The 22,331-nt window shown below is 69.9% G+C and carries 20 protein-coding genes, 1 tRNA gene and 1 pseudogene; 5 read left to right on the forward strand and 17 right to left on the reverse strand.

The window, feature by feature from the left end:
- The 3 genes and pseudogenes from AB0O67_RS14295 to AB0O67_RS14305 all read right to left on the reverse strand — a co-directional run.
- Positions 1–427, reverse strand: a pseudogene (locus AB0O67_RS14295) (carbohydrate ABC transporter permease); the annotation flags it as partial.
- An 11-nt stretch (positions 428–438) separates the two neighbouring features.
- Positions 439–1,458: a sugar ABC transporter permease gene (locus AB0O67_RS14300; protein ID WP_365449692.1), complete on the reverse strand. Its 1,020-nt coding sequence runs from the start codon at positions 1,456–1,458 to the stop codon at positions 439–441.
- Positions 1,459–1,463: 5 nt separating this feature from the next.
- The gene (locus AB0O67_RS14305; RefSeq protein ID WP_365449694.1) at positions 1,464–2,765 is read right to left on the reverse strand and encodes an extracellular solute-binding protein; all 1,302 of its coding nucleotides are present in this window, start codon (positions 2,763–2,765) and stop codon (positions 1,464–1,466) included.
- A 360-nt stretch (positions 2,766–3,125) separates the two neighbouring features.
- Here AB0O67_RS14305 and AB0O67_RS14310 point away from each other — a divergent pair, with 360 nt between their 5' ends.
- Both AB0O67_RS14310 and AB0O67_RS14315 read left to right on the forward strand, forming a co-directional pair.
- A complete protein-coding gene (locus AB0O67_RS14310) occupies positions 3,126–4,181 on the forward strand; it encodes a LacI family DNA-binding transcriptional regulator (protein WP_365449696.1) in 1,056 nt (351 codons plus the stop codon).
- An 89-nt stretch (positions 4,182–4,270) separates the two neighbouring features.
- A complete protein-coding gene (locus AB0O67_RS14315) occupies positions 4,271–4,567 on the forward strand; it encodes a hypothetical protein (protein WP_365449698.1) in 297 nt (98 codons plus the stop codon).
- A 33-nt stretch (positions 4,568–4,600) separates the two neighbouring features.
- Here AB0O67_RS14315 and AB0O67_RS14320 read toward each other — a convergent pair.
- The 4 genes from AB0O67_RS14320 to AB0O67_RS14335 form a co-directional block, all read right to left on the reverse strand.
- Positions 4,601–4,673 (reverse strand) — tRNA-His (locus AB0O67_RS14320).
- A 108-nt stretch (positions 4,674–4,781) separates the two neighbouring features.
- Positions 4,782–5,390 carry an oligoribonuclease gene (gene orn / locus AB0O67_RS14325; protein ID WP_365449700.1) on the reverse strand — a complete coding sequence of 203 codons (609 nt, stop codon included), beginning with the start codon at positions 5,388–5,390 and terminating at the stop codon, positions 4,782–4,784.
- A gap of 117 nt (positions 5,391–5,507) precedes the next feature.
- A complete protein-coding gene (locus AB0O67_RS14330) occupies positions 5,508–6,758 on the reverse strand; it encodes a helix-turn-helix domain-containing protein (protein WP_365449702.1) in 1,251 nt (416 codons plus the stop codon).
- A 377-nt stretch (positions 6,759–7,135) separates the two neighbouring features.
- Positions 7,136–7,468 (reverse strand): hypothetical protein, encoded by a 333-nt coding sequence (locus AB0O67_RS14335; protein ID WP_365449704.1) that lies wholly within the window; start codon positions 7,466–7,468, stop codon positions 7,136–7,138.
- A gap of 309 nt (positions 7,469–7,777) precedes the next feature.
- On the opposite strand from AB0O67_RS14335, the gene AB0O67_RS14340 reads away from it, so the two are divergent.
- Together AB0O67_RS14340 and AB0O67_RS14345 are read left to right on the forward strand one after the other, a co-directional pair.
- Complete coding sequence (locus tag AB0O67_RS14340) at positions 7,778–8,305, forward strand: universal stress protein (RefSeq protein ID WP_365449706.1); 528 nt, start codon at positions 7,778–7,780, stop codon at positions 8,303–8,305.
- Between the two features lie 150 nt (positions 8,306–8,455).
- Positions 8,456–9,013, forward strand: a complete 558-nt coding sequence (locus tag AB0O67_RS14345; protein WP_365449708.1) for a GPR1/FUN34/YaaH family transporter — start codon at positions 8,456–8,458, stop codon at positions 9,011–9,013.
- A 108-nt stretch (positions 9,014–9,121) separates the two neighbouring features.
- Here AB0O67_RS14345 and glmS read toward each other — a convergent pair whose 3' ends face one another.
- The 3 genes from glmS to AB0O67_RS14360 all read right to left on the reverse strand — a co-directional run bounded on the left by glmS (position 9,122) and on the right by AB0O67_RS14360 (position 12,195).
- On the reverse strand, positions 9,122–10,939 hold the full coding sequence (glmS, locus tag AB0O67_RS14350) for a glutamine--fructose-6-phosphate transaminase (isomerizing) (RefSeq protein ID WP_365449710.1): 1,818 nt from the start codon (positions 10,937–10,939) through the stop codon (positions 9,122–9,124).
- Positions 10,940–10,953: 14 nt separating this feature from the next.
- Positions 10,954–11,211, reverse strand: coding sequence for a hypothetical protein (locus AB0O67_RS14355; protein WP_141313127.1), 258 nt, complete (start codon positions 11,209–11,211; stop codon positions 10,954–10,956).
- Between the two features lie 99 nt (positions 11,212–11,310).
- Positions 11,311–12,195: a DUF4429 domain-containing protein gene (locus tag AB0O67_RS14360; RefSeq protein ID WP_365449712.1), complete on the reverse strand. Its 885-nt coding sequence runs from the start codon at positions 12,193–12,195 to the stop codon at positions 11,311–11,313.
- Positions 12,196–12,265: 70 nt separating this feature from the next.
- Between AB0O67_RS14360 and AB0O67_RS14365 the strand changes: the two genes are divergently transcribed.
- The gene (locus AB0O67_RS14365) at positions 12,266–13,879 is read left to right on the forward strand and encodes a beta-N-acetylhexosaminidase (protein ID WP_365449714.1); all 1,614 of its coding nucleotides are present in this window, start codon (positions 12,266–12,268) and stop codon (positions 13,877–13,879) included.
- 56 nt (positions 13,880–13,935) lie between these two features.
- Here AB0O67_RS14365 and AB0O67_RS14370 read toward each other — a convergent pair whose 3' ends face one another.
- The 7 genes from AB0O67_RS14370 to AB0O67_RS14400 form a co-directional block, all read right to left on the reverse strand.
- Positions 13,936–15,708: an IucA/IucC family siderophore biosynthesis protein gene (locus AB0O67_RS14370; RefSeq protein WP_365449716.1), complete on the reverse strand. Its 1,773-nt coding sequence runs from the start codon at positions 15,706–15,708 to the stop codon at positions 13,936–13,938.
- Positions 15,705–16,244, reverse strand: a complete 540-nt coding sequence (locus AB0O67_RS14375; protein WP_365449718.1) for a GNAT family N-acetyltransferase — start codon at positions 16,242–16,244, stop codon at positions 15,705–15,707. Before AB0O67_RS14375 ends, AB0O67_RS14370 begins: the two co-directional genes overlap by 4 nt.
- A complete protein-coding gene (locus tag AB0O67_RS14380; RefSeq protein ID WP_365449720.1) occupies positions 16,241–17,518 on the reverse strand; it encodes a SidA/IucD/PvdA family monooxygenase in 1,278 nt (425 codons plus the stop codon). Before AB0O67_RS14380 ends, AB0O67_RS14375 begins: the two co-directional genes overlap by 4 nt.
- Positions 17,502–18,968 carry a lysine decarboxylase DesA gene (desA, locus tag AB0O67_RS14385; RefSeq protein ID WP_365449722.1) on the reverse strand — a complete coding sequence of 489 codons (1,467 nt, stop codon included), beginning with the start codon at positions 18,966–18,968 and terminating at the stop codon, positions 17,502–17,504. The genes AB0O67_RS14380 and desA overlap by 17 nt, the downstream gene beginning before the upstream one ends.
- Before the next feature lie 145 nt (positions 18,969–19,113).
- On the reverse strand, positions 19,114–19,950 hold the full coding sequence (locus AB0O67_RS14390) for a siderophore-interacting protein (RefSeq protein WP_365449724.1): 837 nt from the start codon (positions 19,948–19,950) through the stop codon (positions 19,114–19,116).
- Between the two features lie 41 nt (positions 19,951–19,991).
- The gene (locus AB0O67_RS14395; RefSeq protein WP_365449726.1) at positions 19,992–21,038 is read right to left on the reverse strand and encodes an ABC transporter substrate-binding protein; all 1,047 of its coding nucleotides are present in this window, start codon (positions 21,036–21,038) and stop codon (positions 19,992–19,994) included.
- Between the two features lie 131 nt (positions 21,039–21,169).
- Positions 21,170–22,330, reverse strand: coding sequence for an acyl-CoA dehydrogenase family protein (locus AB0O67_RS14400; protein ID WP_365449728.1), 1,161 nt, complete (start codon positions 22,328–22,330; stop codon positions 21,170–21,172).
- Between the last annotated feature and the right edge of the window lies 1 nt (position 22,331).

A 22,331-nucleotide genomic window follows, 5' to 3' on the forward strand; every position in this document is an offset into this window, starting at 1 on the left:
GCTGCGGCGGCACCATCATCGTGCCGATGACGACGAGCATCAGCGCGTTACGGCCCCGGAAGCGCAGCTTGGCGAAGGCGAACCCGGCGATCGTCGACAGCACGACGATGGTGAGCGCCGAGATCCCGGCCACGATGGTGGTGTTGAGGAAGGCCTCGCCGAGGTTGGCGTCCTTCCAGGCGATCTCCAGGTTGTTCATCAGGTTCGAGCCGAACCAGAACGGCGGTGGCGTCTCGGCCAGCCGCTGGTTGTCGCGGGACGCGGCGATCGCCGTCCACACCAGCGGGAACAGCGACCCGATGGTGAACAGGGCGAGGATCACGTAGGCGACGGGCCCGGCGTGCAGGGTCCCGCCGGCGCGGGCGGCCTTGGGCCGCCGGGGGCGCTTGACCTCCCCGGCCGGGGGCTTGGTCAGTGTCGTCGTCACGGCCGGTCTCCTTAACTACTGGCGCGCAGCCGGCGCGAGATGACGTAGTTGACGATCCCGATCACGATGAGGATCAGGAACATCGTCCAGGCGATGGCGGAGGCGCGGCCCAGGTGCTGGTTGACCCAGCCCTGCTCGTACAGGTACAGGCCGAGCGTCTGGAACTGGTGCTGGGATCCGCCCGACGCGCCCTTGTTCGCGTCGAACAGCAGCGGCTCACCGAACACCTGCGAGGCGCCGATGGTCGACACGACGACGGTGAACAGGATCGTCGGCCGCAGCGACGGCAGCGTCACATGGATGAACTGCTGCCAGCGGTTGGCCCCGTCCAGCGCCGCCGACTCGTAGAGGTCCTGCGGTATCGCCTGCATCGCGGCCAGGTAGATCAGCGCGTTGTAGCCGGTCCAGCGCCAGATGACGATCGTCGAGACGGCGATCTGGGAGGGCCACCTCTCGTTCTGCCAGTCGACGTGGTCGATGCCGACGGCGCCGAGCGCCCAGTTGATCATGCCGTAGTCGCGGCCGAAGAGCAGCACGAAGACCAGCGACGCGGCGGCGATCGAGGTGGCGTACGGAGCGAGCATCACGACCCGGTAGAAGGTCGAGGCGCGCAGCTTGTAGTTGAGGATGTGGGCCAGGCCCATCGCCATCAGCAGCTGCGGAACGGTGGAGATGATGCCGATGGTCAGGGTGTTGCGGGCCGCGTTCCAGAAGAAGTCGTCGTCGAAGATCCGGGTGTAGTTGCGCAGGCCCACCCAGTTCATGTCGGTGGGTGCGGTCAGCTCCACCTGGTGCAGCGAGGCCCACCCCGTGTAGACCAGCGGAAACAGCCCGAAGGCGAGGAACAGCAGGAAGAACGGCGAGACGAAGGCGTACGGGCTCCAGCGCATGTCCCGCTGCCAGCGGCGGGACAGCCGGGCCCGGCGCCGCCGCTCCCGCTCCGAGACCGACGCGCCGGCCGACGGGCGGGCCGGGGCCGCGCCCCCCTCCTTCGTGGGGGGCGCGGCGGCGGTGTCGTGCCCAGTGGTCATACGGGTCACTGGTCCAGGTTGTTGTCGATGGTCTTCACGGCCGTCTCCCAGGCCTCCTTGGCCGACTTGCCCTGGGCGACCAGGATCACGCCGTTGTCGGTCAGACCCTGCTGGATGATCTGGTCCTTCGGACCGATCACCTGGACCGGGGCGCTCTTGGCGGCGTCGGCGAAGATCTCGCCGATCGGGGCGTCACCGGTCATCTCGTTCTTGGCGCTCTTGACCTCGTCCATGTCGTACGCGGCCGGCGTGCTCGGGAAGTTGCCCTGCACCTTGAACAGCTTGGCCTGCTGCTCGGGCGCGGTCAGCCAGGCGGCGAGCTTCGCCGCCGCCTCCGCGTTCTTGCCGGACTTGGGCACGGACAGGAAGGAGCCGCCCCAGTTGCCGGACTTGGGCGCCGCGGCCACGTCCCACTTGCCGGCCGCGTCCGGCTTCGACTTGCCCTTGATGTAGCCGAGCATCCACGGCGGGCAGGACATCGCGGCGAACTTGCTGTTGGCGATGGTCGTGTCCCAGGCCGGCTGGAACTGCGTCTGGTTGCCGACCAGTCCGTCCTCCGCGGCGGCCGCGGTCAGGTCGAACGCGGACTTGACGGCCGGGTTGGTCTTGTAGATGACCTCGCCGGAGGAGTCGTAGAAGCGCTCGGTCTCACTGCTGAGGATCGCCTGGATCAGACCGCCGGGGGAGTCCATGAAGGTGGTGCCGGAGGGCGCCTTCTTCTGGTAGTCGCGGCCGGCGTCGACGAACTTCGCCCAGTCGCCCGCCCACAGCTTGCCCACTTCCTCACGGTCGGTGGGCAGTCCGGCCTTCTCGAACAGGTCCTTGCGGTAGCAGATGGCCATCGGGCCGACGTCGGTGCCGAGACCGATCGTCTGGCCGTCGGCGGTGGCCGCCTGCTTCCACTTCCACTCCAGGTAGTCGCTCTCCTTGCCGTACTTCGACAGGTCGAGCAGCTTGTTGCCCTGGGTCTTGGCCACCTCGGCGATGTTGCCGACCTCGACGGCCTGGATGTCCATCAGGCCGCTGTTGGTGGTGAGGTGGTTGACGAGCGCGGGGTAGTAGTTCTCGTTGCGCTCGGTGACGTTCTCCTTGATGGTGATGTCCGGGTTGAGCTTCATGTACTCGTCGTAGAGACCGGCTTCCTTGAAGCCCATCGTCCCGAACAGGCCGAGGGTGATCGTGGTCTTGCCCTCGCCGCCCGACGAGCCGGAGCCGCCCTCGTCGCCGCCGTCGTCGGCACAGCCGGCCAGCAGCCCGGCGCCCAGCGTCGCGATGGCCGCGAGGACCACCGACTTACGTGCTCGCATTGCGTCCTCCTGTTGCCCTGACGTGCCGACCCCCCGGCCAACTGCATGGTTGGTCCCGTAAGTTGTACTCGCTGCGGCTCGGGCGGGGAACGTGCGGGTTGTGTAGGTGTCAGGTACTGTGGGAGCGCTCCCACCAGTGATGAGTTGAAGAGTCGTCGCTTCCCGCGGGGGTGTCAAGGGAGCGGACAGCGCAAGATGCGTTCAGTTATCGGGCTGTTAACTGGAACCTGAGGGTCCGGTCCGGCGGGCGTGGGCGACGGGTTCCGGCCCGTCCGGGGCGCCCGCGGCGACGGTCACCCCAGCACGCGGGGCTGTTAGATTCCAGGCCAGCGTGATGAACGGCGGCGGAAGGCGGAGCCCATGGCAAGCCACGGAGCGCGGGGCCGGAGCGGTGGCCGGCCCACCCTGGAGGAGGTCGCCGCGCGCGCCGGAGTGGGCCGGGGCACGGTCTCCCGAGTGATCAACGGCTCGCCCCGGGTCAGCGACGCGACCCGCGCGGCGGTCCAGGCGGCGGTCGCCGAACTCGGCTACGTCCCGAACACCGCGGCCCGCGCCCTGGCCGCGAACCGCACCGACGCGATCGCCCTCGTCGTCCCCGAGCCGGAGACCCGGTTCTTCGCCGAACCGTACTTCTCCGACATGCTGCGCGGTGTCGGCGCCGAGCTGTCCGACACCGAGATGCAGCTGCTGCTGATCTTCGCGGGCAGCGACCGGGAACGCCGCCGCCTGGCCCAGTACCTCGCGGCGCACCGGGTGGACGGCGTCCTGCTGGTCTCGGTGCACGCGGACGACCCGCTGCCGGACCTGCTGTCCCAGCTGGAGATCCCGGCGGTGATCAGCGGCCCGCGGTCCGCCGAGGAGACCCTCACGTCGGTGGACTCGGACAACTACGGCGGCGCCCGGTCCGCCGTGGAGCACCTGATCGCCCAGGGCCGCCGGCAGATAGCGCACATCACCGGCCGCCTCGACGTCTACGGCGCCCAGCGGCGCGTCGACGGCTACCGCGACGCGCTGCGCGACGCCGGGCACCCGGCCGACGAACGGTTGATCGAGGCGGGAGACTTCACCGAGGAGGGCGGCCGGCGCGCCATGACCGAGCTGCTCGGCCGCGCCCCCGGCCTCGACGCGGTCTTCGCGGCCTCCGACGTGACCGCGGCCGGCGCCCGCCACGCCCTGCGCCAGGCCGGCCGCCGTATCCCGGAGGACGTGGCCCTGGTCGGCTACGACGACTCGGCGATCGCCCGCCACATGGACCCGCCGCTCACCAGCGTCCGCCAGCCCATAGAGGAGATGGGCCGCCGGATGATCGACCTGCTGCTCACCGAGATCGCCGACCGGCGCCCCGTGGTGTCCCGGGGGCCGCAGCGGCGCCAGATGGTGCTCGCGACCGAGCTGGTGGCGCGCGCCTCGTCGTAGCGGCCGGCTTGCGCCGGGTGAGTCAGGGGGCGCCGCTCGGACGGCCCGGTCGGGACGCGTGCCGCCGGGGCCGCGCATAGGATCCGCGCGTGGCACATACCTTCGAGGAACTTCTGGCGAAACAGCGGGCCGCGGACGAGGCGCACGCGAGGGTCCTGGAGCTTCGGGACTCCTACGGCGCGCCGACCCGGGAGGGTGGCTGGAACGCGCCTCAGCGCGAGACGTACGAGACGGCGTGGCGGGCCTGGCGCGACCTCGACCGCGATCTGGGTCAGACGGTGACCGAGTACGCGAAGGAGAAGGGGACAACGCGCGCGGAGGTCGAGGCCGAGCTGCGGAAGGTCCTGCCGGACCCGGAGTCGCATCGGGACACGACGGAGGGCTGATCCCTCATCAGGGATCAGCCCTCCGTCGGAAAGGGTGAGTGACGGGACTCGAACCCGCGGCATCCTGGACCACAACCAGGTGCTCTACCAGCTGAGCTACACCCACCATGACCGGCGGTTCTACTGTCGTTTCCCCGACCGGCCGAGAAAAAGTGTACAGGGTCCGAAGGGGTGCTCGCGCACGGCTTTCGCGGCGCCCCTCACGCGGGCTTCGTCAGGCGGGCTGAGCAGGCAGGACGTGCTTGGCGGCGATCGTCCTCGCGGTGTCCGAGTCGGGGCCCGGCTGCGGCACGAAGACGGCCTCGCGGTAGTAGCGCAGTTCCGCGATGGACTCGCGGATGTCGGCCAGGGCGCGGTGGTTGCCGTTCTTCTCGGGGCTGTTGAAGTACGCCCGCGGGTACCACCGGCGGGCCAGCTCCTTGATGCTGGAGACGTCGACGATGCGGTAGTGGAGGTAGTCCTCCAGCGTGGGCATGTCGCGCAGCAGGAAGCCGCGGTCGGTGCCGACCGAGTTGCCGCACAGCGGGGCCTTGCCGGGCTCCTTGACGTGCTCACGTACGTAGGTGAGGACCTGGTCCTCGGCGTCCGCGAGGGTCGTGCCGCCCGGGAGCTCCGTGAGCAGGCCGGACGCGGTGTGCATCTGACGGACCACCTCCGGCATCGTCTCCAGCGCCCGGTCCGGCGGGCGGATGACGATGTCCACCCCCTCGCCGAGTACGTTCAGCTCGGAGTCGGTGACGAGGGCGGCCACCTCGATGAGAGCGTCGTCGGACAGCGAGAGACCGGTCATCTCGCAGTCGATCCACACCATGCGATCGTTCATGCGTCCACCCTACGGCCGAGACGCGCGTGTGAGGTCTGCCGTGTAGCCGCCGAGACCGTACCGGGGCCCACAGGGGGCGGTTTGCACCCTGTGGGCCCCGTCACACCGTTGCCGCCGTTACGACCCGCTTCGCTGCCCCGGCAGACTGGCCCGGGCGTACGTCTCCCGGGCGTGGTCCCCCGGCAGGGACGCGGAGCCGCCCGCGCCGGCCGCCGCCGTGCGGCGGGCCTGGATCGGCACCGGGCCCTCCGGGTGCAGCTGGGTGGACGGCGGGCCTGCCTGCTGCGGCGGGCCGGTCATCGGCGCGGACGTGCTCGACGGACCGTCGCTGTCCGAGGGGCGCTCGGACTGCGGGCGGCGTGCTCGGTACGCCGCCCGGTAGGCGGCCGGGGACGAGCCCAGCTGGCGGCGGAAGTGGCCGCGCAGCGCGACCGGCGAGCGGAAGCCGCAGCGGCCCGCCACCTCGTCCACCGAGTAGTCCGACGTCTCCAGCAGGCGCTGCGCCTGGAGCACCCGCTGGGTGATCAGCCACTGCAGGGGCGCGCTGCCCGTCAGTGAACGGAAGCGGCGGTCGAACGTGCGACGGCTCATGTACGCGCGTGCCGCCAGCGTCTCCACGTCGAACTGCTCGTGGAGGTGCTCCAGCGCCCAGGCGACGACCTCGGCCAGCGGGTCGGCGCCGATCTCCTCGGGTAAAGACCGATCGAGGTAGCGCTCCTGCCCGCCCGTCCGGCGCGGTGGGACCACCAGCCGGCGGGCCAGCGCACCGGCCGCCTCGTTGCCGTGGTCCGTCCGCACGATGTGCAGACAGAGATCAATTCCGGCCGCCGTGCCCGCGGACGTCAGCACGTCGCCGTCGTCGACGAACAGCTCACGTGGGTCCACATGGACCGACGGGTAGCGCTTCGCCAGTGTCGGCGCGTACATCCAGTGCGTGGTGGCCGGGCGGCCGTCCAGCAGGCCCGCCGCCGCGAGGACGAACGCCCCCGTGCACAGGCCCACGATCCGGGCGCCCTCCTCGTGCGCCCGCCGCAGGGCGTCGAGCGCCTCCTCCGGCGGTGGCGAGGTGATCGACCGCCAGGCGGGCACGACCACCGTGCCCGCGCGGGAGATCGCTTCCAGGCCATGCGGCGCGGTGAGTTCAAGGCCCCCTGTGGTCCGCAGAGGGCCTTCCTCGCCCGCGCACACCAGTAGTCGGTAACGCGGGACGCCGGCGTCCTGGCGGTCGATCCCGAACACCGACAGCGGTATGGAACTCTCGAAGATGGGGCCGCCGCTGAACAGCAGCACCGCGACGATCTCCTTGCGGCGGCGCCCGGACAGTTTCCGGGCCGCGGTATCCGGCGCGGCAGTGGAGTCGTGGCTCATACTGCTAAGCCCCCCTCGGTGGTCGCGGCTCCTCGGTTGTGTCGCTCCTGCACGTTTCCCCTCGGTCCTGCACGAGTCCCCCGCCGTAGACAGTCAAGATCGAATCTACTGTGTCGCGTTGTGCCGGCGTGGCCAGTTCATCACCCGGCGCATTGTCGACTTGGCAACTTGGCGTGAAGCATTCGATCACGAAGCGTTGCACTAGCGGGCCGCGCAGGGAAGTGCGCCTTGTCGCAGTGGCCAATCCACATAGGGTGCGTGCGCCCCCTGGGACCCTTTCCGTGCAGGTCGAACGGGGGTTGGGGGGTGTCGAGGGGTGCTGATGCACACTCCTCAGAAGTTGGCTGAAAAGATACGGGCGCGTGCGCGGAAACCGGTCAGGCGACCGGTGTATGCCCGCCAGGGCGTCGCCCACCCCTGTGTGCCCCCGAACCGCTGCGCTGATGCCGGCCCCGGTGCGGCGCCCCCTCCGCCGCCCGCAGCCGGGCGGCGCCGCGCTCGGACCCGCGCAGCAGGGCCCTGCAGACCGCCGTGACGGCGGCGAGGCCGACGGCGGTGCCGGTGGCGCCCGCGAGGGAGCTGCCGCACCACAGGAGGACCACCGGTACGAGCAGGCAGCTGAAGACGGCCCACCGCACCAGGTCGGTCACCGCGTCCGGTCCGGACGCGGTCCCGGGGCGCGTCTCGGGGGTCGGGCGGGGTGCGGACATCACTACTCCCTGTGGTGGCGGGCTCACGCGGATCAACGCCCGGCGCACCGGTCGGTCACTGCTATACAGGGTCGCGTCGGCGACGTAGGTGAATCCTGAGCGAACCGCCTGTACGAGGCAGCAACCATTGCGTCACGGGCACCCCCTCGTGCATGCTCCCTGGAACCCGCCGCGGACGTGAGCGGGATCTGGGCGAAGGAGGCGTGCCGCCGTACCCTTGGGGGTATGGGGTTGGGAAGATTATTCCCGGACACAGCTCCGCCGCACAGTGTCGTCCCACCCATAAAGGATCACAACGCCGAGACAGCCATGGCCGGTCACGAATTCTTCGAACCCGCGGACCGCAAGCGGCCGGTCGCCGACCCGACGGCGGCCGATCCCCTGGCGGCGGAAGAGTCACGCCATGCGTGCGATCCCGCTTTCAAGCACGGCGTGGTCGTCGGCTTCGACGGCTCCACCTCCTCCGAGCGTGCCCTCGCGTACGCGATCGGGATGGCGCTGCGCTCCGGCTCAGGACTGATCATCGTCCATGTGGCCAACCGGCTGCCCACCACGGTGTGGGCCGGCTGCGAGCCACCCGTCTTCGTCGACGTGCCGGACCACCGCACCGAGGTGCTCGGCCTGGAGCTGGCCTGCGCCGACTATCTCGCAGAGGTGCCCTGGATCCTCGTCGAGCGTGGCGGGGACATCTGCCACGAACTCGAGGAGGTCGGGCGGGAGTACGAGGCGGACGCCATCGTCGTCGGCTCCACGCACGGCATCGTGGGGCGCATCTTCGGTTCCGTCGCTGGGCGGTTGGCCAAGCGCGCCAGGCGTCCTGTCGTTGTCATTCCGTAACTCCCCGTCGGCCCAGGTGAGATGCCCCGTGGGCAGGGCCGCCCCCCTTTGTGCGCAACCCGAATCTACTCGCGCGTAGATGTGTTTGTGCCCTTGTGAAGGGCATATATCGGTCACCGTACAACTGCACATGCATGAAGGGAGCCCGCCGTGGACAACGTAGTCTCTGCGGGAAGCACCACCACGATCGTCGGCCGACTCGCACTCGGTGTCACGCTGCTGGCCGTCGGCCTCGGTTACACCGGGCTGATCGACGGAGTGACGGCGGCGGACGCCGTGACACTGGCTCACTACGTAGGCGGCGTGGCGCTGTTCGTCGCCGGACTGTTCGCGTTCCGGGAAGGTGACACCGGGACGGGCACCGCGTTCGCCGCGCTCGGCGCGCTCTGGTTCACCTGGGCCGTCTCGCCCGACGTCTCCGACAACGCCGCAGGGCTGTTCCTGCTGCTGTTCGCCCTCGTCGTCCTCACCCTCACGCTCGCCGGTGGCGACACGCTCGGGCAGGCCATGTACGGACTGTTCTTCGTCGCGCTGCTGCTGCTCGCCATCGGGCAGTTCGCGGACAGCGGGGCGCTGGGCAAGGCGGGCGGCTGGTTCGCCGTCGCCTCCGGGGCGGTCGCCTGGTACGCGGCGACCGCGGCGCTGGCGCACTGGCCGACGGCACTTCCGCGACGCGCCGCGGGCCGGGGGGTGACGGCTGCCGGTTAGCGGTGCAGGCCGGGGAGTTGGGCGGCTTCCCGGCACACGAGACGGACCCCCAGTGTTCGGTGGCGACACATGGGGGTCCGTCCTCTTGTCCGGCCTCGGATCAGGGAACTACTCGACCGTCACCGACTTGGCGAGGTTGCGGGGCTTGTCGATGTCCCGGCCGAGGGCAAGTGCCGTGTGGTAGGCGAGGAGTTGAAGCGGGATGCCCATCAGGATCGGGTCGAGCTCGTCCTCGTTCTTCGGGACCACGATCGTCTGGTCGGCCTTCTCCTGCTCGCGGTGGGCGACCGCCAGGATCTTGCCGCTGCGCGCCTTGATCTCCTCCAACGCGGCGCGGTTCTTCTCCAGCAGGTCGTCGTCGGGGACGATCGCCACCGTCGGGAGCGCGGGCTCGATCAGGGCGAGCGGGCCGTGCTTCAGCTCGGAGGCGGGGTAGGCCTCGGCGTGGATGTACGAGACCTCCTTGAGCTTGAGGGAGGCCTCGCGGGCGACCGGGTAGCCGCGGACCCGGCCGATGAAGAGCATCGAGCGGGCGTCGGCGTACCCCTTGGCCAGCTCCTCGATCTCCCCCTCCTGCTCCATCATCTCGGCGATCTGCGCGGGCAGCTTGCGCAGGCCCTCGATGATCCGCTTGCCGTCGCGCACGGAGAGGTCGCGGGTGCGGCCGAGGTGCAGGGCGAGCAGGGCGAAGGCCACGCAGGTATTGGTGAAGCACTTCGTGGAGACCACGCAGACCTCGGGGCCGGCGTGCACGTAGATGCCGCCGTCGGCCTCGCGGGCGATCGCCGAGCCGACGACGTTCACGATGCCCAGCACCCGGGCGCCCTTGCGCTTCAGCTCCTGGACGGCCGCCAGCACGTCGTAGGTCTCACCGGACTGGGAGACGGCGATGTAGAGGGTGTCGGGGTCGACGACCGCGTTGCGGTAGCGGAACTCGGAGGCGGGCTCGGCGTCCGCGGGGATGCGGGCGAGCTCCTCGATCATCTGGGCGCCGATCATGCCGGCGTGGTACGAGGTGCCGCAGCCGAGGATCTTCACGCGGCGGATCCGCCGGGCCTCGCGGGCGTCGAGGTTCAGGCCGCCGAGGTGCACGGTGGAGAAGCGGTCGTCGATCCGGCCGCGCAGGACGCGGTCCACGGCCTCGGCCTGCTCGTGGATCTCCTTGTGCATGTAGGTGTCGTGGCCGCCCATGTCGTAGGAGGCGGCCTCCCACTCCACGGTGGTGGGCTCGGCCGTCGTGCGGGTGCCCTCGGTGGTGTAGGTGCGGAAGTCGTCGGCCTTGAGGGTGGCCATCTCGCCGTCGTCGAGGGTCACTATCTGCCGGGTGTGGGTGACCAGCGCGGCGATGTCCGAGGCGACGAACATCTCCTTCTCGCCGATGCCGAGGACGACGGGGGAGCCGTTGCGGGCGACGACGATGCGGTCCGGGAAGTCGGCGTGCAGGACGGCGATGCCGTAGGTGCCCTCGATGAGCCGGAGGATCTCGCGGACCTTGTCCTCCAGCTTCTCGGCGTGCGAGCGGGCGATCAGGTGGACGAGGACCTCGGTGTCGGTCTCGGAGAGGAACTCGACGCCGTCCGCCTCCAGTTTGCGGCGCAGGTCGGAGGCGTTGTCGATGATGCCGTTGTGGACGACGGCGACCTTGCCCTCGGCGTCCAGGTGCGGGTGGGCGTTGACGTCGGACGGGGCGCCGTGGGTGGCCCAGCGGGTGTGGGCGATGCCGGTGGTGCCCTTGAAGCGCGCCGGGACCTTGGCCTCCAGGTCACGCACCCGGCCCTTGGCCTTGACCATCTTCAGGCCGGCGGCCTTGGGGGAGGTGACGACGATGCCGGCCGAGTCGTAGCCGCGGTACTCCAGGCGCTGGAGGCCTTCCAGGAGCAGGGGGGCGACGTCGCGCTTCCCGATGTATCCGACGATTCCGCACATAGAGATGTATTCCCTCAGCCGTAGACGATGCGGCGCAGCTGCCGGAGGGTGAGCTCCGGCGGTGCCACCGCCCGGTATTTCAGGTCCGCCGCGATCTGTTCGAAGATCGTCGCGTTGACCAGACCCTGGGCCTGGAGCTCGCGGTGGCGGCGACGGACGAACTCCTCGGTCGTCTCGTCGAAGTAGGCGAGCACGTCCTGGATCACGCGCAGCGCCTCACCCCGGTTGAGGGGCGTGGAGCGCGTCAGATGATCAACGAGTTCGTCGTGCACCCGGTAGATCCTGGGGTACCGGCGAAGCTTTCGCAACAATCTTGCCCGATTTCGGGCAGGGCGGCGGTGTCGTGTCCTCGGCCGACCGGCCGGGCAGGGTCACATCCGCTTCAGGATCGCCTGCTTGGCCAGGGCGAACTCCTCGTCGGTCAGCACGCCGGTGCGGTGCAGTTCGCCGAGCTCGCGCAGGCGTCGCAGCAGCGCGTCGTGGTCGTCCTCGCGGATGCCCGCGGCGGGCTCCGGCTCCTGCGCGGCGGCGTTCAGGGCGGCGGCCGGGGCCGGGGCGGCCGGGTGCGGGAGCCGGGCCTGGACGGCAGCGGCGATCAGGGCCATCAGCGGGTCCTTCTTGAAGCCCCACAGCTCGACCGAGTTGGGGTCGTACTTGGGCGGCGCCTTGGTCGGGGCGTTCTTCACCGTGAAGCGCAGGTAGCCGTTCTCCAGGCCGGCCGCCGGGTGCCACTCCACGGCCGCGATGTCGGTGACGGCGAGCGTGCGGGTGCCCGCGGCTGCCTTGGCGTCCTCCGTCTTCCAGTTCCACTCCAGACGGACCTGCTCGCCGTCGAAGCTCGCGGTGCCGTCCCCGGCGGCGGCCGACAACGGCACGGACGGGCCCGGCAGCAGGTACTCGGAGACCGGGTCCGAGGGCACCTGGTCCAGCAGCAGCGCGTGGCGCACCTCGTCCACCAGGTACTCGGCGACGCCGTAGCGGTCGGACTCGACGGTCAGCTGATAGGGGTCGTGGGGTTCGCCGAGCCGGCCGGCGGTGGCGTGCAGCAGCGGGTCGGCGCCGTCCCGCAGTCGCAGCCTCAGCCGCCCCGCCCTGCGGCCCTGCTCGAAGGAGATGCCCGCCAACGCCCCCAGCGGCACGACCAGTTCACCCAGTGCCTTGCGCAGCAGACCGACGTTCTTGTCCCGTCCGGGAGTCAGGCGCAGGGCGTCGCCGTCGAAGACCCACGTGCCGTCCTTCTGGATGATTTCCGCCATGCGAGGGATTGTTTCACCGGTCTCGCGAGAGAGTGGTCCATACCTGTTGGAGCTCCAGGAAGGGACGTTTGTGAGACAGCACCGCAAACTGCACCATCGAGCGCCTCGCCTTCTGGCTTCCCTGCTGCTCGTCACCGCGGTCGGCGCCTCCCTCACCGCGGCGGCGCCGGCGCCCGGTACCGGTGCCGGTTCCGGCGCCCGGGCCGCGCTCGGCGACGTGATACCCGCCCCGGCCTCCGTCGACCCGGGCGGATCGCCGTACCGCATCACCGAGCGCACCCGCATCCGCGTCGACGACTCCCGTGAGGCCCGCGGGGTCGGCGGCTATCTCGCGGACGTGCTGCGCCCCTCGACCGGCTACCGCCTCCCCGTCACCACCCACGGCGACGGAGGCATCCGGCTGCGGCTCGCCAAGGGCCCCTACGGCGACGAGGGCTACCGCCTGGACTCCGGCCGCGGCGGCGTCACCATCACCGCCGCCCGCCCCGCCGGCCTCTTCCACGGCGTCCAGACCCTGCGCCAGCTCCTGCCGGCCGCCGTCGAGCGGGACTCCGTGCAGCCCGGCCCCTGGGTCGTGGCGGGCGGCACCATCAAGGACACCCCGCGCTACGGCTGGCGCGGCGCGATGCTGGACGTGTCCCGGCACTTCTTCGGCGTCGATGAGGTCAAGCGGTACATCGACCAGCTGGCTCTCTACAAGTTCAACAAGCTGCATCTGCACCTCAGCGACGACCAGGGCTGGCGGATCGCCGTCGACTCCTGGCCGCGGCTGGCGACGTACGGCGGCTCGACCGAGGTCGGCGGCGGTCCCGGTGGCTACTACACCAAGGCCGACTACAAGGAGATCGTGCGTTACGCGGGCTCCCGGCACCTGGAGGTCGTCCCCGAGATCGACATGCCCGGCCACACCAACGCGGCCCTCGCCTCGTACGCCGAGCTGAACTGCGACGGCGTGGCGCCCCCGCTCTACACCGGCACCCAGGTCGGCTTCAGCTCGCTGTGCGTGCCGAAGGAGATCACGTACGACTTCGTGGACGACGTGGTGCGGGAGATCGCGGCGCTCACCCCGGGCCGCCATCTCCACATCGGCGGCGACGAGGCGCACTCCACGAGCCACGAGGACTACGTGAAGTTCATGGACCGGGTGCAGCCGGTGGTCGCCAAGTACGGCAAGACGGTCGTCGGCTGGCACCAGCTGACCGGCGCGACCCCGGCCAAGGGCGCCATCGCGCAGTACTGGGGCCTGGACGGCACCGGCGCCGCGGAGAAGGAGCAGGTCGCGGCCGCCGCGCGGAACGGCACGGGGCTCGTCCTGTCCCCGGCCGACCGGGTCTACCTCGACATGAAGTACGACGCCCAGACCCCGCTCGGGCTGTCCTGGGCCGGATACGTCGAGGTGCGGCGGTCCTACGACTGGGACCCGGGCGCCTATCTGCCCGGAGCGCCCGCGTCGGCGGTCAAGGGCGTCGAGGCGCCGCTGTGGTCGGAGACCCTGGAGAACTCCCGCCACATCGAGTACATGGCCTTCCCGAGGCTGCCGGGCGTCGCCGAGCTCGGCTGGTCGCCCCGTGCCACTCACGGCTGGGACGGCTACAAGCAGCGGCTCGCGGCCCAGGCGCCGCGGTGGGAGGCGCTCGGGATCGGGTACTACCGGGCGCCGCAGGTCCCTTGGCCGGCTGAGTAGGTGACGGCGGGCACCCCGCAGGACCGTACTCCGGGGTGCCCGCCTGTCCTTGGGGGTCAGAACCCGGCGATCGGGTTCCTCAGGTCTCCGACCAGCTGGAGCGCGCCCGCCGGGTCGGCCAGGTCCACCATCTGCTTGTTGTTGCGCAGCTGGAGCCGGTTCAGGCAGGACAGCGCGAAACGAGGGGCGAACATGTCGTACTGCCGGAACTTGCCGGCGAGTTCGGGCATCGACTCCTGGTACTCACGGGTGACCTCCGCCACCGTGCGCCAGAAGCCGTCCTCCTCCAGGACCCCCTCGTCGGCGAGGTTCGCGGCGAGGAAGCGGAAGAAGCAGTCGAAGACGTCCGTGAAGATCGACAGGAGTTTCTTGTCCTCGGGGACGTCGACGCGCAGCCGCTCCACCGCCGGCGGCAGCACCGCGTCCGGGTCCATGACGGCGATCTCCTCGGCGATGTCCTTGTAGATCGCGCGCTCGACGGCGCCGTCCTTCAGGACCAGGATGACGTTCTCGCCGTGCGGCATGTACACCAGGTCGTAGGCGTAGAAGCTGTGCAGCAGCGGCGTGAAGTAGGCGCGCAGGTAGCCGCGCAGCCACTCCTGCGGGGTGCGGCCCGACTGCTCGATCAGCGCGGCCGCGAAACCCCGGCCCTCGTGGTCGACGTGCAGCAGCGAGGCCATGGTGGCGAGCGACTCGCCCTGCCGGAGCGAGGCCACCGGGCTCTCCCGCCACAGCGCGGCCAGCATCTTGCGGTACGGCGAGTAGCGGTCCGTCGCCTTCTCGTACTCCAGGTGCCGGTAGCCGACCGCCGCGCGCTCCCGGATGATCGACAGGCCCGTCGACTTCAGTACCGGGTCGCCCTCGATCAGCTGGGCGAGCCAGTCGTTGATCGCCGGGGTGGCCTCCATGTAGGCGGCCGAGAGCCCGCGCATGAAGCCCATGTTGAGGACGGACAGGGCCGTCTTCACGTAGTGCTTCTCGGGCTGGGTGGCGTTGAAGAAGGTACGGATGGACTGCTGTGCCAGGTACTCGTCGTCGCCCTCGCCGAGGCAGACGAGGTGCCGCTGAGCCACCTCGGCGGCGAAGGTGACGGAGAGCTTGTTCCACCACTGCCAGGGGTGGACGGGGATGAGGAGGTAGTCGGCGGGGTCGAGGCCCTGGTCCGTGAGCTGCCGGCCGAACCGCTCGACCGTCTCCGCGCCCAGCTCCTCCCTCAAGAACGACTCGTACTCGATGCCGACGCCGGCCGTGAAGGCGGCGCGCGAGCGGTGCGCGGCCAGCCACACCAGCCGGACCGGGCTCGCGGTCTCGGGGGCGTACGAGAGGTACTCGTGGATCCCGAAGCCGAGCCGGCCGTTGTTGGCGACGAAGCAGGGGTGGCCCTCGGTCATGCCGGTCTCGATGGCCTGGAAACCGCCGGTCACCAGCTCGCCGACCGGGATCTGCGGTTTGGTGAGCTTGTAGCACGTGCCGGAGAGGGTCGAGGAGACCTCCTCCAGGTAGACCGGGAGGATCTCGTCGCTCAGGCCGAGCGCCTGCCGGAACTCGATGAAGAAGTCCAGCGCGGCCGGGGCCGACTCGGCGCCGTCGCGGTGCCGGGCGATGGAGTCGGCGTCGATCTGCCAGTGGTCCAGGGCCCGGACCACTGCCGTGAAGGTGTACCGCGTCAGGCCGTCGTCGCTGCGGACGACATAGCCGCCGTCACCGGTGGACTCCGGCGACAGGAGCCGCTCGTGGGCGAACTCGGCGAGGGCCTTGCGGACCAGGAGGCGGTTGGCCCGCGCCCAGCGGTGGGGGGAAAGGTGCGCCACGGCGTCGGACAGGGTCATACGGCTACTCCTCGGGCGGCCACGAACTGCTCGCGCGTGCAGAAGCTGAGCAGCGCGCGCTTCTCCGGCTTGTCGATCTCTCGTACGGGCACAAAACCGACGGCCTCGTTCAGCGCGTGCACCGCTTCGTTGCTCACATCGGGCTCGACCACGACTCGCCGGGTGCCCGGGTCGGCGAACAGCTCCTCCATCACGGCGGTGATGACGGCCCTCGTGAAGCCGTGCACCGGCCGGTCCGTGGGGGCGACCAGGAAGTGCATGCCGACATCGCCGGGCTCGGGGTCGTACAGGCCGACCAGCTCGACGTGACGGGGGTCGTACCGCTCCATCAGGAAGGCCGGCGCGCCGTCGTGCAGGCCGAGATGGGCGTGGTGGTGCTCGTGCGCCGCTATGCGCATGTACTCGCGCTCGACGTCCTGCAGTTTCGCGTCCTGCATCATCCAGAAGGCCGCCTTGGGGTGGGTGACCCAGCTGTGCAGCAGCTCGGCGTCCTTCAGGGGGTCGAGGGGGCGGACGGTGAACTTGCCGAGGCTCATACGGCGAACTCCTGGAACGCGATGGACTTCTCGACGGGGTAGTACTCGCTGCCGAGCAGCTCGCGGATGATGTACGAGTTCCGGTACGCGCCCATGCCCAGGTCGGGCGAGGTGATGCTGTGGGTGTGGACGCCGGCGTTCTGGAGGAAGATCCCTCTGCCGGTGACGTCGACGGCGTAGTTGCGGGCGACGTCGAAGTTGCCCTGGGAGTCGTAGCGCAGGCGGTCGCGGACCGGCTTCAGGAACTCCGGCTCGGCGTACTTGTAGCCGGTGGCGAGCACCAGGCCCTGCGTGTCGAGCTGGAAGTCCCGCTCCTGTTCCTCCTGGCGGAAGCCCAGCGTGTACGTGCCGTTCTCGTACCGGGCGCCGGTGAGCGCGGAGTTGGTGAGCAGCCGGGTGCGGATCGGCCCGCCGAGGTTCTTCCGGTAGAGCAGGTCGAAGATCTCGTTGATGAGATCGCCGTCGATGCCTTTGAACAGGCCCTTCTGTTCGGTGGTGAGGCGGTAGCGGGTCGCCTCGGGCAGCTCGCGGTAGTAGTCGATGTACTCCGGGGAGGTCATCTCCAGGGTGAGCTTGGTGTACTCCAGCGGGAAGAACCGCGGGGAGCGCGTCACCCAGTTCAGCTGGTAGCCGTGCACGTCGATCTCGCCGAGCAGGTCGTAGTAGATCTCGGCGGCGGACTGGCCGCTGCCGACCAGCGTGATCGACTCCTTGCGCTGGAGCTCCGCCTTGTTCTGGACGTAGCGGGAGTTGTGCAGGAAGTCACCGCCGAGACCCTGGCAGGCGTCCGGGATGTGGGGCGGGGTGCCGGTGCCGAGGACCAGGTGACGGGCGCGGAAGACCTCGCCGGCCGTGGTGCGCACGACGTACAGCTCGTCCTCGTACGTCACCTCGGTGACCGTCGTGCTGAAGCGGACGCTGCTCAGCTGGCTCGCGGCCCAGCGGCAGTAGTCGTCGTACTCGACCCGCAGCGGGTAGAAGTTCTCGCGGATGTAGAACGAGTACAGCCGTCCCCTGTCCTTGAGGTAGTTCAGGAAGGAGTACGGGGAGGTCGGGTCGGCCAGCGTCACCAGGTCCGACATGAACGGCGTCTGGAGGTGGGCGCCGTCCAGGAACATGCCCGCGTGCCACTCGAAGTCCGGCTTGGACTCCAGGAAGACGCCGTCGAGTTCGGCGATGGGCTCGGTCAGGCAGGCGAGGCCGAGGTTGAAGGGGCCGAGCCCGATCCCCACGAAGTCGTAGGTCTTTTTCGTGGTGTCAGGAAGCGCGGTCAAGGGATTCTCCCAGGTACTGCTCGGCGTGGCCGGCGATCAGGTCGAGGACGGCGGCGATGTCGGACGCCTTGGTCTCGGGGTTGAGCAGGGTGAACTTCAGGTAGTGGCGGTTGCCCACCTTGGTGCCCGCGACGACGGCCTCGCCGGAGGCGAACAGGGCTTTGCGGGCGTGCAGGTTGGCGCGGTCGATCTCGGCCGGGTCGGTGACGGCGGCCGGGATGTAGCGGAAGACCAGGGTGGACAGGGAGGGCTCGACCACGACGTCGTAGCGCGGGTCGGCGGCGAGCAGCTTCCAGCCCTCCTGGGCCAGGTCGCACACCTCGTCGAAGAGCTGTCCGATGCCGTCGGCGCCCATCACGCGCAGGGTCACCCAGAGCTTGAGGGCGTCGAAGCGGCGGGTGGTCTGGAGGGACTTGTCCACCTGGTTGGGAATACGTTCCTGCACCATGCGGCGCGGGTTGAGGTACTCCGCGTGGTAGGTGGCGTGGCGCAGGGTGGCGGCGTCCCGGACCAGCAGGGCCGACGAACTCACCGGCTGGAAGAAGGACTTGTGGTAGTCCACGGTGACCGAGTCGGCCCTCTCGATGCCGTCCAGCAGGGCCCGGCGCCTGAGCGAGGTGAGCAGTCCGCAGCCGTAGGCCGCGTCGACGTGCATCCAGGTGCCGTACCGGGAGCACAGCTCGGCGATCTCGGGGAGCGGGTCGATCGAGCCGAAGTCGGTGGTGCCGGCGGTGGCGACGACGGCCATGGGGACGAGGCCGTCCTCCTTGCACCGCTCCAGCTCGTGGGCGAGCGCGACGGTCTGCATCCGCTTGTCGTGGTCGACGGGGATCGCCACGACGGCGTCGGGTCCGAGGCCGAGCAGTTTCGCCGACTTCTTCACGCTGAAGTGGCTGACGTCCGAGGCGAAGATGCGCAGCTTCACCAGGGAGCGCCCCTCTTCCCACCCTGCCGGCCCTGGCTTGGCCTCCTCGCGGGCCAGCAGCAGCGCCTGGAGGTTGGACTGGGTGCCGCCCGAGGTGAACACCCCGTCGGCTGCGGGGCCGAGGCCGATGCGCTCGGTGGTCCAGTCGATGAGCTTGCGCTCGATCAGGGTGCCGCCTGCCGACTGGTCCCAGGTGTCGAGGGAGGAGTTGACGGCGGAGAGGATCGCCTCGCCGAGCACCGCCGGTATGACGACCGGGCAGTTGAGGTGGGCGAGGTAGCGGGGGTGGTGGAAGTAGATCGCGTCGCGGAGGTAGACGTCCTCCAGCTCGTCCAGCACCGCGGTGGTGTCGTGCAGCGGCTGGTCGAGGTCGATCTGCTCGATGCGGGGGGAGAGGGTGTCGACGGTGACGCCGGTGAACGGACGGTCGGTGGTGGCGAGTTTCGCCGCCACCCGCTCTACTCCATCGGTCACGGAGCGGCGGTACTGCTCCGCGGTCGTGTCATTGAGCAGGTGCGAGCGCATGTGGGGGTCCTCCGGTGGGGACGGTCCGTGACGGGACGGGTGAAGGCCGCATTAACTTAGGTTAGCCTAACCTAAGTATTCTTGGTCAACCGCAGCGCCGTGCCGTGACTGCCGTCACTGTGAACGACCTTCCTGCGGCGGGCAGTTACTCGCCCCGCTCGCGCAACTGCTCCTCGCTGAGCCCCTGTCGCCAGTAGCCGACGAAGGTGACCCGGCGGCGGTCGATGCCGCGCTCGCCCACGAAGTGCCTGCGCAACCGCTTCACGCAGGAGGACTCGCCCGCGATCCAGACGTACGGGTGCTCGGCGGGCGGCAGTTGGGCGTCGCGCAGAGGGCCGAGGGCCATGGGGGAGCTCTCGGCGGCCTCCGCGTCCTGGACCAGCCAGGTGATGTCGGCGTCCGCCGCGGTCGCCAGGTCCTGGATGGTCCCGGCGTCGTGCACCTCCAGCCAGACGCGCACGCGCAGGCCGGCCGGCAGCGACTCCAGGATGGCCGAGACGGCCGGCAGGGCGGTCTCGTCGCCCCAGACGACCACCAGGTCGGTGTCCTGCGGCGGGCGGAACCGGATCGCCCGGTTGTCCGCGATCGCCGGTCCGAGCAGCAGCACCCGGTCCCCGGCGGCGGACCGGGAGGCCCAATGGGAGGCGGGTCCGGCCGGGGCGTGCAGGACGAAGTCGACGTCGATCTCGTCGGGATTCCGGCGCAGTGCCCGCAGCGTGTAGGACCGCATCACGGCCCGTACGCCGTCCGGGAGTTCACGCCACCCTTGCCACCAGCCGTCACCGAGTTCGACGGGAACCCGCGGCTCGCGCTGGCCGGGGTGCGGCAGGAACAGCGACAGGGACTGGTCACGCCCGTCGGAGAAGAAGTGCCGCAGGTCCTCCCCGGCGAAGGTGACCCGCACCAGAGACGGCCCCAGCCGCCTCGTCCGTACGACCTGCAGGGAGAAGAAACGGAACGGGGCGGCTACGGCCGTCGTCATGGGGTGGCTCCTGATGCGGACTCAGGGAAAGGGCGCGGGTGTCAGCTGACCTTCTTGGCCTTCTCGATGGCCTCGGCCAGATCGACCAGCAGCGGCGTGCACTTCGCGTACGACAGGATCGGCTCGGGCGAACGCGCGATGACCTGGCCCGCCTTCACCGCGGGCAGCTTCTTCCAGGTGCCCTCGGCGATGTCGGCCGGCTGGATCGTCGAGGAACGGTCGTCCATCATGATGATGTCGGCCGGGTACTTGTCGACATTCTCCCAGCTCAGCGACTCGAACCAGCCGCCACCCTCGGACTTGGCCTTCTCCGGCGGCTCGACGAAGTTCACGCCGAGCGCCTTGAAGTACTCCAGGTCGATGGAGAGGTTGGTGCCGGAGACGTAGAAGATCTCCTGGCTCGCGGAGCCGGCCAGCACCTTGATCTCGGGCCGGGACTTGGCGGCCTTGCGCAGCCGCTCGGCGGCCGCCTCGAACTCCTGCTTGGCCTTCACGGCCCCGTCGGCCTTCATGTCCGCGCCGAGCGACTCCGCGAGCTCCCACATGCGCTGCAGCGGCGCGGTCAGCTGACGGTCGTAGACGGAGATGGCGGCGCTCGGCGCGAGCTTGGCGATCTTGTCCTTGGACGCCTCGGGGACGTACCACAGGGTGCCCGCGCTGTCGAAGGTGGTGGAGATCAGCACGTCCGGCTGGAAGGCGGCGTACTGCTCGACGTTGAACTGGTCCCAGACGTTGCCGAAGACGGTCAGCTTGCTGACGTCCATGTCGCCGGCCTGGACGTCGGCCTTGCCGTCCTTCGTCCTGGTCGGGCCGAAGACGCCCTTGACCTCGATGCCGTAGTCGTACAGGGCGGCGGCGACGCCCACGAAGGCGGCGATGTTCGCCGGGGCCTGGTCCAGCTTCACCGTCTCGCCGCGGTCGTCCTTGAACGACCAGGGGCCGGAGGCCTTGGCGGAGGTCTTCGCGTCCGGGCCGCCGCTGTTCGTGTCTTCGTCGCCGCAGGCGGCGAGCACGACACCGAGGCCGAGGGCACCGCCGGCGGCGAGGATGCCGCGACGGGTGAGGTGGGTGGCACGGGCGTTGGACATGGGAATGGCTGCTTTCGAACAGGGCGGAGGGCCCGCCGGACAATTCGAAGGTAGGTTAGCCTAACCTCAGAACTTGTCCAGGGGTGGGCCCTCCGGGGGCGCCGCCGTCCGTCGGCCGGGCGGGCGGTGGCTCAGCCCACGAGCCCCAACTCGCGGGCGATCAGCATCCGTTGCACCTCGCTGGTGCCCTCGCCGATCTCCAGGATCTTCGAGTCCCGCCACATCCGGGCCACCGGGTACTCGTTCATGAAGCCGTACCCGCCGTGGATCTGGGTGGCGTCACGGGCGTTGTCCACCGCGATGGTGGAGGAGTACAGCTTCGCCAGGGCCGCCTCCTTCTTGAAGGGCTCGCCCGCCACCAGCCGGGAGGCGGCGTCCCGCCACGCCAGGCGGGCCGTGTGGGCCTTCATCTCCATGTCGGCGACCTTGAACTGGATGGCCTGGTTCGCGCCGATCGGCCGGCCGAAGGCGTGACGTTCCTTCGCGTACTTCACCGACTCGTCCACACAGCCCTGCGCCAGGCCGGTGGCGAGCGCCGCGATGGCGACCCGGCCCTCGTCGAGGATGCGCAGGAACTGGGCGTACCCGCGGCCCTCCTGGCCCAGCAGGTTCGCCGCCGGGACCCGGACGTCGTCGAAGGACAGCTCCCGGGTGTCGGAGGCGTTCCAGCCGACCTTGGAGTACTGGGGTGCCACCGTGAAGCCCGGCGTGCCGGACGGGACGATGATCGAAGAGATCTGCGGCCTGCCGTCCGGCTTGCGGCCCGTCACGGCCGTCACCGTCACCAGGCTGGTGATGTCCGTGCCCGAGTTGGTGATGAAGCACTTGGTGCCGTTGATCACCCACTCGCCGGTCTCCGCGTCGCGCCGGGCCGTCGTGCGGGTCGCGCCCGCGTCCGAACCGCCGTCGGGCTCGGTCAGGCCGAAGGCGCCGAGGATCTCGCCGGAGCACAGCCGGGGCAGCCATTCACGCTTCTGCTCCTCGGTGCCGAACAGATGGATCGGCATGGCACCCAGCGAGACGCCCGCCTCCAGGGTGATGGCCACCGAGGAGTCGACGCGGGCCAGTTCCTCCAGGGCGATGCCCAGGGCGAGGTAGTCACCGCCCATGCCGCCGTACTCCTCCGGGAACGGCAGCCCGAACAGGCCCATCCTGCCCATCTCGCGGACGATCTCGTACGGGAACTCGTGCCGCTCGTAGTAGTCGCCGATCTTGGGGGCGACGACCTCGTGCGCGAACTCCTCCACCGTGCGGCGGAGTTCCTCCAGCTCGGGACTGAGGCGGTGGTCCATG

This window comes from Streptomyces sp. NPDC086077 (genome assembly GCF_040686175.1).
GTDB lineage: Bacteria > Actinomycetota > Actinomycetes > Streptomycetales > Streptomycetaceae > Streptomyces.

Coding starts and splice junctions, on each gene's coding strand:
- AB0O67_RS14370 (WP_365449716.1), bottom strand. CDS start 15,708: ATGACCCTGTCCGACGCCGTGGCGCACCTTTCCCCCCACCGCTGGGCG.
- AB0O67_RS14340 (WP_365449706.1), top strand. CDS start 7,778: ATGGCCGGTCACGAATTCTTCGAACCCGCGGACCGCAAGCGGCCGGTC.
- orn (WP_365449700.1), bottom strand. CDS start 5,390: ATGAACGATCGCATGGTGTGGATCGACTGCGAGATGACCGGTCTCTCG.
- AB0O67_RS14310 (WP_365449696.1), top strand. CDS start 3,126: ATGGCAAGCCACGGAGCGCGGGGCCGGAGCGGTGGCCGGCCCACCCTG.
- AB0O67_RS14330 (WP_365449702.1), bottom strand. CDS start 6,758: ATGAGCCACGACTCCACTGCCGCGCCGGATACCGCGGCCCGGAAACTG.
- AB0O67_RS14375 (WP_365449718.1), bottom strand. CDS start 16,244: ATGAGCCTCGGCAAGTTCACCGTCCGCCCCCTCGACCCCCTGAAGGAC.
- desA (WP_365449722.1), bottom strand. CDS start 18,968: ATGCGCTCGCACCTGCTCAATGACACGACCGCGGAGCAGTACCGCCGC.
- AB0O67_RS14360 (WP_365449712.1), bottom strand. CDS start 12,195: ATGGCGGAAATCATCCAGAAGGACGGCACGTGGGTCTTCGACGGCGAC.
- AB0O67_RS14300 (WP_365449692.1), bottom strand. CDS start 1,458: ATGACCACTGGGCACGACACCGCCGCCGCGCCCCCCACGAAGGAGGGG.
- glmS (WP_365449710.1), bottom strand. CDS start 10,939: ATGTGCGGAATCGTCGGATACATCGGGAAGCGCGACGTCGCCCCCCTG.
- AB0O67_RS14390 (WP_365449724.1), bottom strand. CDS start 19,950: ATGACGACGGCCGTAGCCGCCCCGTTCCGTTTCTTCTCCCTGCAGGTC.
- AB0O67_RS14400 (WP_365449728.1), bottom strand. CDS start 22,330: ATGGACCACCGCCTCAGTCCCGAGCTGGAGGAACTCCGCCGCACGGTG.
- AB0O67_RS14395 (WP_365449726.1), bottom strand. CDS start 21,038: ATGTCCAACGCCCGTGCCACCCACCTCACCCGTCGCGGCATCCTCGCC.
- AB0O67_RS14305 (WP_365449694.1), bottom strand. CDS start 2,765: ATGCGAGCACGTAAGTCGGTGGTCCTCGCGGCCATCGCGACGCTGGGC.
- AB0O67_RS14335 (WP_365449704.1), bottom strand. CDS start 7,468: ATGTCCGCACCCCGCCCGACCCCCGAGACGCGCCCCGGGACCGCGTCC.